This window comes from Psychrobacter sp. D2 (genome assembly GCF_013608135.1).
Taxonomy (GTDB): domain Bacteria; phylum Pseudomonadota; class Gammaproteobacteria; order Pseudomonadales; family Moraxellaceae; genus Psychrobacter; species Psychrobacter cryohalolentis.
Map to the genome: position 1 here is coordinate 70,290 of NZ_JACDXZ010000005.1, position 12,682 is coordinate 82,971.

Genomic DNA, 12,682 nt, shown 5'->3' on the forward strand with positions numbered 1-12,682 from the left:
ATTTTTCGAACTATCATTGTCATCTATAATTTATAATCAAGTCGGCATAGAGAACTGTTTCTCTTCTCGCAATGCCGCGCTAGGCCAGCGCTGCGTAATGGTTTTGCGACGAGTAAAGAATCTCACGCCATCTGGTCCGTACATAGCTAGGTCACCAAATAGTGAGCGTTTCCAGCCGCCAAAGCTTTGTGATGCTACGGGTACTGGTAGTGGGATATTGACGCCAACCATGCCAACTTGGATGTTATCAATAAAATGACGCGCCGCTTCACCGTCTCGGGTATAAATACAAGTACCATTACCATATTCATGATCATTTATGAGCTGTACCGCCTCGGCCATGGTTTGCACACGCATAACCTGTAACACGGGACCGAAAATCTCTGCCTCGTAACTGTGCATCTCTTTAGTGACATGATCAATAAGAGTAGGACCCACGAAAAATCCTTGCTCGTAGCCTTCTGGCGAGGCATCAGAGCCATCGATGACCAGTTTAGCACCTTGATCGGCAGCACTTTTGATGTGCTCTAAAATCTTAGATTTGTGCGCACCTGTAATGACAGGGCCAAAGTCATTATTTTTATCTGAATGAATACCTAGTTTTAGCTCTCGAATAGCAGGTTGCAGTGCGGCAATCATCTTGTTAGCCGTTTCATCACCGACCGCCACTGCGACAGATAGCGCCATACAACGCTCTCCTGACGAGCCAAAAGCGGCGCCTAATAAAGAGGTGACCACATTGTCTAAGTCCGCATCTGGCATTACAATCGCATGATTTTTTGCACCGCCGAGCGCCTGACAGCGTTTGCCTTGTGCGGCTGCTGTTGTATAGATATATTCAGCGATAGGGGTCGATCCGACAAAGCTAACGGCTTTGACATCGGGATGATGTAAAATAGCATCAACAGCTTCTTTGCCACCATTCACGACATTGATGACACCATCCGGCAGCCCAGCTTGTTGTAAAAGCTGTGCGATAAAAAGTGTAGCACTTGGGTCACGCTCAGACGGTTTTAATATAAAGGTATTGCCGCAAACGATAGCCATAGGGAACATCCATAATGGCACCATCACAGGAAAGTTAAACGGAGTGATACCAGCAACTACTCCCAATGGATGAAATTCACTCCAAGAATCTATATCGGTACCGACATTGCGACTGTGCTCACCTTTGAGTAACTCAGGTGCGCCGCACGCGTATTCGACATTCTCAATACCACGCTGTAGCTCACCTGCGGCATCGTGAACGATTTTTCCATGCTCCTCGCCAATCAGTCTACATATCTCATCAGCATTTTGCTCTAAGAGCTCTTTGAATTTGAACATGACGCGAGCGCGTTTCAATGGCGGGGTTTTGCTCCACGCTGGAAAGGCAGCTTTAGCAGCAGCGACTGCTTCGCCGATGGTTTTTTCGCCACCTAAAGCCACTTGCTTGCTAACGTCACCTGTTGAAGGGTTGTAAATATCTTGAGTTTGACTGTCATTATTTGACATGCTGCCATTAATAAAATGTCCGATAATTTGCATAATGTTGTTCCCTTTGAACGTGTAAGTTATCAGTAGGTTAACGTTAAATGAAGACTGTTTTAGCTTAATGAGCGATCCATACTATTGTCATTCCATAGCAAGGTATAAAGCTGAATCATCTCTTCTAGGCTAGGTATTCGAGGATTATTATTGGGAGAGCCTGAGGCGAATGCCTGTTCACACATGGTATCGATTAGCTCGTCAAATTCAGCTCTTTGCACGCCAAATTCAGCTAATGTCGGTACCTGCAATTCTTTATTTAAGTTTTTTAAGTAATTAATCAAACTGACGTTCGCCTGATCATCGGTATCACTGTGATCAGATACGCCTAGTGCACGCGCGCAGTCAGCGTAACGATCGGGCGCACTAGCTACGCCAAATTCTGTAATGGTTGGCAGCAGCATGGCATTTGATAAGCCATGTGGTACGTGAAAAAAAGCACCGATTGGACGACTCATACCATGCACTAGCGCTACTGAGGAATTACAGAAAGCAATACCGGCTAAGGTAGAACCTAGCATCATTGCCTCACGTGCCGTCTCATCTTTACCATTATGGTAGGCTTTTTTTATGTTTGGCCCGATTAAGCGTAGGGCTGCAAGCGCCTGTTGGTCGCTATAAGCATTACGTTTGGGACTGATATACGCTTCAATAGCATGGGTCATGGCGTCGATGCCGGTATCTGCTGTCGTGCGAGGCGGTACGCTGATAGTTAAACTGTAATCAATAATCGCCGCTATAGGCATAAAACCCATACCAACACATAACAGCTTTTCGTTATTTGCTTCGTCGGTAATGATGGTAAAGCGGGTCACTTCTGACCCAGTGCCTGCAGTCGTCGGTATGGCAATAATAGGTAAACCGGCTTCGTTCACTTGACGTGGAAACTTATAATCGCGAATCGTCCCACCAAATTTCCCTAGGATCGAAATAGCTTTAGCACTATCGATAGGACTGCCGCCTCCTAAGGCAATAAGTCCATCATAATCTTGGGCTTTTACTTGACAAACACCTGCTTCGATAGAGCTTTCAGTAGGTTCTGGAACCGTATCTGAGAATACATCAGCAGTGATATTTACCTCTTTCAAAATGGCTTGCACATTATCCACATAACCTAGCTTGACCATCATATCGTCAGTAATGATAAGTGGCTTTTTGATACCTAAGCTATCTAGTATTGTCGGTAGACCTTGACAAGCATCACGACCAATTTCCATTATCCTTGGTAGCAGAATACTGTGTGACATAGTTACTCATCCTTGAATTAATGACTTCAGATATAAGCGTAGTAGTCCGCTCAATCGTCGTACGAACTATTCATAAAAGTGTATAGTATTTAAATAACGAATTCATATATCGATAAAAATGTTATCGATATATAAAAGGTAACAGAATATTTTTGTAATAGCAAGACGCAAAAAGACAAATTTTATCGTTATAATAAATGCATTTATTCGCTGAGAGTCAGCTAAAGGTTTAGAGTAAGCAATGAATAATACTAAAAAGAAGGGCTCAAGCGTTGAGCGTGTTTTACAGATAGTAGAGGTACTTGCCAGCTCGCAAAGACCAATGAGTGTCAGTGATTTGGCCGAAACATTGGATGTGCCAGTGCCGAGTATGTATCGGTTATTGGATCAGTTGCAGAACCTTGGATTCGTTCAATTAGATTTGCCAGGGAAAGTCACCTGCGGAAAACGCACTTATAAGCTTGCCATGAATTTATTGCAGAACAGTGATTTCAAGAATGAAAGATTAGCAATATTGAATGAGCTATCTGCGAAGATAGGAGAAACGGTAGGTATTGCGATTTTGCAAGATCTAGATGTGGTTTATATCGATCGTGTCATGTCAGATTGGCCATTGCAAATATTTTTACCTTCTGGTACTCATGTACCTGTCTGGGCCAGTGCCAGTGGTAAATTATTATTAGCACAGTTATCGGATGAGAAATGCAAGCGTATCGTTGAGAAAATGTCGATACATGCGCTAACGACCAATACGCAAACAGATAAAAAGCAACTGATGCAAACGATTACAACAACACGTGATACTCAGGTAGGGATAGATAATGAAGAATTTATTCCAGGTATGGTAGCCTGTGCGGTAATGATTCCAAATGGTGAGCAGCAAGCATTTGCCACTGTCTTTACTCACGGTCCCACAGTTAGAAAAACTTTAGAAGAATTGTTGAGCTACGTGCCTCTTATGCAAAAGGCAGCTAACGAGCTGTCAGTTGTTTTTAATCAAAACTATGAGTAAAGTTGTTAGTTATACAATAAACCTGCTACCCAATGATAACTACTTGTAGCAATCAACTAATTTAGGACACCCGATAAAAGCTTTCTTAGAGGATATCCAATATTCTATGTAACTCTCATTTAGATTAAACGCCTGCAGATGCAATTATTAAACATAATCATAAACCTATTTAAGGCAGACTCCCAGTTTCAAATGGACATCGATCACTGCTTTTTTTGTCAGTTAGATAATGTCTGCACGGCTAGACTTATCTACTTTGCAGACGCTGAAAACATTACTGTTGCCTGATATTTTTTGACAGATTCAGCCTTGAAATCTGCATTGTATATTCTGATTTTCTTAGTCATGATTAACTTCTGTTAATATTCTTATTTTACCAAATTTACTTATACGGTTTCTTTTGCATAGCTCATAGGTGTCTCAGTTGAGATTCCCAACAGTTTAAATAAAGGTTGTTGTACTCAGGCTATGTCACATATTAAGGTTCATGAACCATTTATTTTTCTATTAACTATAGGCTATTGTTTTTACTAGACAATCATCCTTTTTAAACTATGAACCTAAATTTAGGTAGCCATAAGTTAAATGAAGTCTATATGCTACTAAGTTTATGAGATTATGATCAAACAGTTAGTTATTAGTCAGTCTGATTGATAAACCATAATAGACATGTTATGGATACAGTGATTTTATTATTCATTCAAAGTTAACCTCTTTGATAAACTTGTTCTGCTCATCATTACTGTGCTTACTATCTTCACAATGCCTAATAAGCCCCTTGCATAGTCTCTCATTCCCAATTATCACCTCACAATCAAATAATGATTACTTTACATTGAGATTCTCAATCAAAAATAATTGTTTTTTTAATGTCATATCTATTACGGGCTTTATCAAGATGACCAAAAAATAAATAGTTACTGTTGCCTACTAATTTAAGCAAGTCTCATCGCTTTATGCGCTTGGATGAGCTCATGTTAACACCTGAAAAACTGGGCAATACTGCGGGACAAGATTTTATAGAACAGGCGTTTTTCGGTAATAATTGGACGAAAAATCGCTATGATATTACCAGACTGTTTCTTGCTATGAAAAAGCGGCTTATCATGGCAGTGAAATGAAAGCAGTCATTATCTGATTGTGCCTTATGTTCGGTTTATTGTGTGCTGTGTTTGATTGATCACAATGACAAGCATTTATTTATTTCCTATTAAAGAAAGTTTGTTTAGCTAAATCAAATCTTATATCAAGGTGCTGCAATAGTGGCGGACTCTGGTTTTAAAATAGACTGACTTGCGAACAATACAAACGTGCCCAGCAGTAAAAACAACCCAAAAGCGTAAAATGCAACAGTAGAACCATACTGATCTACCATCAAACCAGTAAAAATCACTGGCACGCTAAACCCCATGTAAGCCATTAAAAAATAGCCAGCACTAGCACGAGCTTGCTCAGAGCCAGCAGACCGTGTCACCCCTGACAACCCGCCTAAATAAACAAAGCCATAACAACTACTGCTCGCTAAAAAAGCTGCTAAAAGTATCGCTGGTAAATTGGCATGCAGCGCACCCCAAGCAAGCAACGCATAAGCAGGAAGTAAAATCAGAATACCCAATTTACATGATACTTGAGGATCAAGCTTTCGAGCGATAGGCTGAAACAATAATCCACAACTGATGGCAAGCATAGAGGATATTCCAGCATATTTAGCCATTCCATGCGTGGCCAATACTGATGGAATAATCGATAATACCAATCCGGTAGTCGCCCAACAAATCAAAATACCGCCGCCATACCAAATCACTTCACGATTAAAATAAGGCAGCTTGAGCATTGATCCACGAGTGTTCGAGCGCCCGTGCGCAGTCTCAGGTAATCGCCATACTAAAACTATTGATAAAAACGCGCCTATTAGCATGAGGAAAAAGCTAGCAGGTTGCTCTGTCTCATAAAATAACAAAGAAACTGTCGTTAGTGCAGGCCCAAGACCAAAACCTATAGTGGTACTTGCAGTTACCCAAGTGGTGGCACGCCCCGTATCGGAGGAGCCAATCAACTCAATCATATATGCGGTCGCTGTTGCTGCCATTAAGGCTGTGCCAACACCAAGCAACAATCGCGCTACTGCTAACGCTCGAGTATAAGGGTAGAACATCATCAGAGCAGTTGCCGCTATCGATAAAAATAAAGAGATTAAAATAGTCTTTTTTCGTCCAATCCTATCGGAGAGTCCACCAAAAGCTAATAATACCGGTATTACCCCCAACACATAAAAAGAGAATGCGACCGTGGTCGCTAAGACGCCGTATCCGTCATTTCTAGCGTAAATGGCATAAAGTGGTCCTTGTATGTTAACGCTTGTCGTTATCACGCATAGTGCAAATGCCAGATATTTATTATATTTTTGAGTAATCATATATAGCCGCTTTTCTGAAAAATATCAGTGATCTGATTGATGTTAACTATATTTAAAGAACTCTACTTTACAGCCAACATCACATCGTTTTAGGTTCAATGATTAAAACAAAAGCGCATTAGGTTATCTATATACAATCCCGTACAATTGGACAAAACTGTTTGGCATATAAAACCCATACAGCTCTTCTATCGAATTTATATATTCATGGGTTCATTTGAAAAATATGAAGCATCAATTAACACGAATTGAAATCGTCATGGCTGACGTTAAAGAAAAGATAGCAACCGTCGTCTATATGCCCGGAACACGCCTACCCTCCGTAAGGGCAGCAGCAAACAGTTACGGGTTTTCACCATCAACAGTGGTTGAAGCTTATGAGCGCTTGCAAACAGAAGGTATTATTTACTCGCGTCCTGGCGCAGGGTTCTATGTGGCAGAATCTATAGCGCCGCTCTCATTAAAAGAGTCAGGACACAATCTTGATCGCGCAATAGATCCACTCTGGGTGTCGCGGCAATCGCTTGAGCCATCCGATAATGTACTAAAGCCTGGCTGTGGTTGGCTGCCACCCGATTGGCTCTTTGTGGAGGGTATGCGCCGCGGTTTACGACATGCGGCAAGAGGTGATGCTACCGTTATCAGTGAGTATGCAACGCCGCTAGGATTGCCCGCGTTACGACAATTACTGACACGGCGTATGGCAGGACTGGGCATCGATGCGCAGCCTTCACAAGTAATGCTGACAGAGTCTGGCACGCAAGCGATAGATTTAATCCTTCGCTTTTTATTGACCGCAGGCGATACGGTAGTCGTCGATGACCCTTGTTATTTTAATTTTCGAGCGCTATTGCGTGCTCATAGAGTCAAAATCATTGGCGTGCCTTATACGCCGAATGGTCCAGATATAGATGCCTTTGCGAAAATTTTAGAAGAACACAAACCACGCCTATACATTACCAATGCCGCCATCCATAACCCTACTGGTGCAACCTTATCGCATGCTACGGCGTACCAAATATTGCAATTGGCTCAGGCATCTGGTTTATATATTATCGAAGATGATATTTTTGCTGATTTTGAAGTCAAACCTGCGCCACGGCTTGCGGCATTAGACGGCTTATCAAGCGTGTTTTATATTGGTAGTTTTTCTAAAACCTTATCGGCATCCTTGCGCTGCGGTTATATAGCCGCGCCAAATGAATGGATTGAGAGTTTGCTCGATTTAAAAATAGCAACTGGCTTTGGCGGCGGTCAGCTGGCAGCAGCAGTTGTGTTATCGGCGCTAACGGACAGCGGTTATCGCAAACATATGAGCACGATGCATATGCGTCTTGCAAGCGCACGTTCTCAAGCGCTGCCACGCTTGGAAAAATTGGGAATTGTGCCGTGGTTACTACCACAAGCAGGGATGTTCCTTTGGTGCCGCTTGCCAGATAATAATAGTGCAACCGAACTGGCTAATCGTTGTTTGTCACAAGGTGTAGTCTTAGCCCCAGGCAATGCTTTTAGTCAATCAAAAAATGCTGAGAACTTTATGCGTTTTAATGTGGCACAAATGAGTAGTTCAAAAGTATTTGAGGTATTGGCTCAAGCGTTGGTATAGCCAACAATACTTAGAAGTTTTTATATATTTAATAAATTACCCAATATGGTTGCTAACCATGCGTTATTGTATCCAATATATTGGTGGCCACACTCTATTATCTCAGCAGGTGATTGGACAGATTCAGGATAGTTATTAAGTTCATTTTAGATTCCATCACGCCCATTCGTTACCATCTTGACCATACTCTCTCGGGTCACTTCAAAGTGACACTGCCAGCCGATAATGAAAGATCCAAGCTCTTTATGCCGCGGTGTTTGTTAGCCAAATTTATTAACGCTTTTAACCTATATCAAACTCCATACGTCTTGCAGTTGTTTGCATAGTTTGACTATCTAGTAACTTCTTCACACAGTACAGGCTGGCATGAATACCGGCACTTATTCCTGCTGATGTTACCAACTTAGTAGTCTCGTCACTGGCATCGACAAAACGGGTATTAGCGATGACTTCAATATTAGGATAGGATGCTAAATTGTCCAAATCCATCCAATGAGTGGTTGCAGACTTGCCAGCCAGCAATCCAGCTTTTGCTAATAGCAAGGCACCGGTGCAGACTGATAGCGTTAACTCGGTAATTTTTGCTTGAGAGATAATCCAATCAATAACCACTGGATTATTTATTTCGATCTTTTCAGCACCATAACCGCCTGGAATAACCAAAACATCGATAGTGGGATGATTGTCGAAGCTATAATCCGGTATAACAGTTAAACCATTTCTAGCAGATATTGGCGCTTGCTGCTCGGCAATGGTAATGACATCAAAATGCTTATCACTGCTATCGTTTTCAGCCAATGAAAACACTTCGAAAGGTCCTGCGAAATCTAATACTTCGACTTCGTTAAAAAGTAATATACCAACGGTTCGTATCGATGTCATGGTGTGTCCTTGAGTTAATATTATTAAATTAAATATCGCTCATTTATACCCTTATAATCAAGCTTAATCTTCATTTACCTTTTTAACCAACGTCGCCATCGCATCCGCCTTTGACGTTCCTAGCTGTTTCAGTCCTGAGACAACCCCTACTCTATTTTCAGCAGATTTGTTTTGGCTCAACTTAAACTGTGCTTAAATATTTAAGCAAACACAAATGATTGAATACTTATCTACTCTGATGCACACGTTTGATAATAAAAAATTGGTACTTGATAGACAGACGCCCGCAGCGTTGAATAAATTAGCCATTACCTGCCAGCAAAACCGCTAAAGCAAAGGCAGACATTGATAAGATTAAGGATAGGCTCATAGCAATTACTCAGTCAAAAAATCGAGTTTGCTTGAGAACTATTATGAAATATTGAAGAAAATTACTTAAGAAATACCCTATCAGTAAATGGCGCACTAGTTGACATTCATATCTATTTTATCAAAGTGGATACATCTTGAGACAGCTTAGAGGTGTCCATAGTAAAATAACAAGGCAGACTCAGTCTAATACAATAAAGGTTGATTTTATGACTCCTGAATTTTGGAAAAATGCATGGCAAAAGAGCCAAACTAATTTTACTCAGCAAAAACCAAATCCCATGCTAATACATCATTTCAAAGAACTCAATACACCTAAAAATGGTCGCGTTTTTGTGCCCTTATGCGGTAAGAGCGTGGATATGCTATGGTTTACAAGTCAGGGTTTTGATGTCATTGGTGTTGAGCTGTCAGAGATAGCAGTCACACAGTTTTTTGCCGAAAACGATTTGCAAGCGACAATATCACTACATCCAACTACTCCTAATCTCACTTGTTATCAAACTGAACACGAAGGACAAACTCTCAAAATTTGGGTGGGTGATATCTTTGATTTCAGTCCCATTGATATTGGAATAATAGATGCTGTCTATGATCGTGGTGCATTAGTAGCTTTTCCAGATATTAAGCCTGATAATCTACGTACACGCTATACACAGAAAATTATGGAGCTTGGTAATAAAGCAAGCCAACTTCTCTTATCTTTTGCTTATGATGGCGAAAAGCAGCGTAGCGATAATCATAAAAACTTACCACCTTTCCTAGTGACACGATCTCAACTTGAACAATATTATACTGAGTACTATGAGATAAACTTAATAGCCCAAGAAAAAGTAGACTATGTTTCTACCGCAGGTGATTCAGGATATCGTCTTGTCTATACATTAATATCTAAAAAATAATATTCTATAAATCAATGTCTAACATCCACCACAAGCCTTGTTTGGGCAAGATGATCAAGATATTGATCTATGATTTGGGTATTTTCTCTATCCAAATGTGCATCCCATTCATCAAGCATGACAATCGTACTTTGGTCGTCTTCTCTAATTTCTTGAATTTGTTTGATGAGTTGCTGTCCTGTTGAACCCTTATGGGCTTTATCTGTTTTGTAATTGAAATACAAATTATGCTTGGCAGGTAAATAGTAAGCCTGCTCTTGGTAGTGCTCTTTAAGCTTAAGCAACATACAAGATTTGCCAACGCCATTATTACCAACCAACGTTACTCTACCTTGTTTGGGTAATTGTGTTAAATCAAAAATATCCCCTGTTTGCTGCACACGTATTTGGTCTGCTTGAATGTAGTTATCTAAATTGACAGACGTAGGTTGTAAGACCTCTAAAATACCATCTAGCATCGTTTTGATAACACCAATACTGGTATGGTAACCAATCAAGGCATAGCACATTTGCAATAGCTGAATTTGTCTTGGCAGCGTGGCAATTAGTACCGCCATCGTCGCAGCATCGTGCCAATTTTTATTAAAAATAAAGGCCGTGACTACAAAGACAGGCAGCATAAGTATGATCATGCCTACGCTTGAATTGATGTGCTGGATTGAGGTGGATTTAACGCTATTATGCTTTGCTATCGCAAAGCTTTTTTGAACAACATTATTATAGAGCGTGTAATTATGCTTATTAAAAATAACGACGTTATCCCAACTGTCAAAAAGTTTGGTGGTTAAACTCAGCCGTGATTGCTGGTCTGTTTTGGCAGCCATTTTTAGGGTGTGTCGTCTGAAATGCACAAACATGGAGGCAAAAATAATACCTACTGCATAACCAAGCAGTAACGTACCATCTAAAAACCAAGCAATGACCAACACGTTAAATAAGACATTGAGTACCAAAGCTGAAATATCAAAAATACTATCAATGACTGTATCAAGAGTATAGTTGCTCTCTTGGGCGAGTGTTGTCGTTGCCGTACTCTGTAACTCATCGCTGGATAACAAATGTGTCTTGCCTAAAAAGACAGTATGAAAATTATCATTGTACAGTTTATGAGCGTCGTACTTAGCGCGCTCCCTATTGATGACACAAAAATATGCAGGCAAATAAACTGCTACTAAAGAGACGGCAAATAACAGCATATACAAAATTGAGATACTATCCTCGGTTAAGCTTTGTGCAAGGCGAGCAATAAAGTATGTTGATGACGCCACAATAATTTGCTGAATCAGCAAAAATAGCAATGCCATACGCAGATGCTGGTTTGAGATAATTTTATAGATCAAATTTATTTACATCCTTTAAGGTCTAAACACAGTAATTGAGCAAGTAACGACTTCTTATTGGTGTCAACTCTGCTGACATATAATATTCTTACTATCTTTTAGAGGTATAGTACTATCTATGAGATTGGCGAAATATATCAACTGTATCAATAGAGTTAATAATCTCTTGGTAATTATTTACTACATTAAATGTAGACATGGATTTATCTAGTACCTCTTTGGAGGGTGAAAATAAGCATCCCTGAACTGATAATACGGAGCAACCCCACTCATTATTTATGCAAAAAAACTGAAATGACTGTGAGATTATGCTCACGGTCACAATAATCTCCGAGAATCTGAGTGCAATTCAGTTCAATAGAACTTAATTAAAATATAATATTTACATCCTTATCACCTTTTATTCAGTTAAAATCACTATTATTCAACAACGCAGTAGAAATACGGTTACCCAACTCATATGCAACAGATTCTTAATGATATTGCCGCAGAGATGGCCCTTGAAACCGAGCGTGGAAAAGTGGCAGATTATATCCCGCAACTGGCGCATGTCGATCCGAACCAGTTTGGTATTGCCGTAGCGACACCTGATGGGCAGGTATATGTAGCAGGGGATGCGAGCACCCTATTCTCGATTCAAAGTATCTCCAAAGTATTTACCTTAACCATCGGTCTTGGCAAGTTAGGTGATGCGATTTGGACCCATGTTGGTCGTGAGCCATCTGGCGATCCCTTTAACTCGATCACGGTATTGGAGTTTGAATCGGGTCGACCGCGTAATCCATTTATCAATGCTGGTGCGATTGCCGTGGTGGATGCCATTATGATGGGACATGAGCCGAAAGAAACCTTGGGTGAAATTCTGCGGTTTGTACACTTTATTGCCGATGATGATTCGATCCGTTTTGACCATAAAGTGGCAGCGTCTGAAATGGATCACAGAGATCGAAATGCCGCCTTAGCCCACTTTATGAAGTCCTTTGGTCATATAAAGCACGATGTAGATAAGGTGCTCGGTGTTTATTTTCATCAATGCGCGATTGCAATGAGTTGTGAGCAGTTAGCCCGTGCGGGTCTTTTCTTAGTGTCTAATGGTGTTAATCAACACACAGGGATACGAGTGATTAATGCACAGCAGTCTCGACGGATAAACTCTTTAATGATGATGTGCGGTCATTACGATGGCGCTGGTGAATTTGCCTACCGTGTCGGGCTACCGGGTAAAAGTGGTGTTGGTGGCGGTATTTTGACGATAGCGCCGGGTAAAGGCTCAATCGCAGTCTGGTCACCAGGGCTTGATCACGTAGGAAATTCCAAACTTGGGTCAAAGGCATTAGAGCTGCTGGTACAGAAAACGGGCTGGTCAGTTTTTTCGAATTGA

10 protein-coding genes are annotated in these 12,682 nt (G+C 40.9%); 5 read left to right on the forward strand and 5 right to left on the reverse strand.

What is annotated here, in order from left to right; translation table 11 throughout:
- Positions 1-36 precede the first annotated feature (36 nt).
- Both H0262_RS08185 and H0262_RS08190 read right to left on the reverse strand, forming a co-directional pair.
- Positions 37-1,527, reverse strand: coding sequence for a CoA-acylating methylmalonate-semialdehyde dehydrogenase (locus H0262_RS08185; protein WP_181210401.1), 1,491 nt, complete (start codon positions 1,525-1,527; stop codon positions 37-39).
- 59 nt (positions 1,528-1,586) lie between these two features.
- Positions 1,587-2,774 (reverse strand): iron-containing alcohol dehydrogenase, encoded by a 1,188-nt coding sequence (locus tag H0262_RS08190; protein WP_181210402.1) that lies wholly within the window; start codon positions 2,772-2,774, stop codon positions 1,587-1,589.
- Positions 2,775-3,015: 241 nt separating this feature from the next.
- On the opposite strand from H0262_RS08190, the gene H0262_RS08195 reads away from it, so the two are divergent.
- Both H0262_RS08195 and H0262_RS08200 read left to right on the forward strand, forming a co-directional pair.
- Positions 3,016-3,786, forward strand: coding sequence for an IclR family transcriptional regulator (locus H0262_RS08195; protein WP_181210403.1), 771 nt, complete (start codon positions 3,016-3,018; stop codon positions 3,784-3,786).
- 974 nt (positions 3,787-4,760) lie between these two features.
- The gene (locus H0262_RS08200; protein ID WP_181210404.1) at positions 4,761-4,907 is read left to right on the forward strand and encodes a hypothetical protein; all 147 of its coding nucleotides are present in this window, start codon (positions 4,761-4,763) and stop codon (positions 4,905-4,907) included.
- Positions 4,908-5,032: 125 nt separating this feature from the next.
- Here the strand turns inward: H0262_RS08200 and H0262_RS08205 are convergent, their stop codons facing one another.
- Positions 5,033-6,202: an MFS transporter gene (locus H0262_RS08205; protein ID WP_181210405.1), complete on the reverse strand. Its 1,170-nt coding sequence runs from the start codon at positions 6,200-6,202 to the stop codon at positions 5,033-5,035.
- A 226-nt stretch (positions 6,203-6,428) separates the two neighbouring features.
- Between H0262_RS08205 and H0262_RS08210 the strand changes: the two genes are divergently transcribed.
- Positions 6,429-7,808, forward strand: coding sequence for a PLP-dependent aminotransferase family protein (locus tag H0262_RS08210; RefSeq protein ID WP_181210406.1), 1,380 nt, complete (start codon positions 6,429-6,431; stop codon positions 7,806-7,808).
- Positions 7,809-8,090: 282 nt separating this feature from the next.
- On the opposite strand, the gene H0262_RS08215 is transcribed toward H0262_RS08210, so the two are convergent.
- On the reverse strand, positions 8,091-8,690 hold the full coding sequence (locus H0262_RS08215) for a DJ-1/PfpI family protein (protein WP_133104372.1): 600 nt from the start codon (positions 8,688-8,690) through the stop codon (positions 8,091-8,093).
- A 578-nt stretch (positions 8,691-9,268) separates the two neighbouring features.
- Between H0262_RS08215 and H0262_RS08220 the strand changes: the two genes are divergently transcribed.
- Complete coding sequence (locus tag H0262_RS08220; protein ID WP_181210407.1) at positions 9,269-9,961, forward strand: thiopurine S-methyltransferase; 693 nt, start codon at positions 9,269-9,271, stop codon at positions 9,959-9,961.
- An 11-nt stretch (positions 9,962-9,972) separates the two neighbouring features.
- Here the strand turns inward: H0262_RS08220 and H0262_RS08225 are convergent, their stop codons facing one another.
- On the reverse strand, positions 9,973-11,301 hold the full coding sequence (locus H0262_RS08225) for an ATP-binding protein (RefSeq protein ID WP_181210408.1): 1,329 nt from the start codon (positions 11,299-11,301) through the stop codon (positions 9,973-9,975).
- Between the two features lie 460 nt (positions 11,302-11,761).
- On the opposite strand from H0262_RS08225, the gene H0262_RS08230 reads away from it, so the two are divergent.
- Positions 11,762-12,682 carry a glutaminase gene (locus H0262_RS08230; protein WP_181210409.1) on the forward strand — a complete coding sequence of 307 codons (921 nt, stop codon included), beginning with the start codon at positions 11,762-11,764 and terminating at the stop codon, positions 12,680-12,682.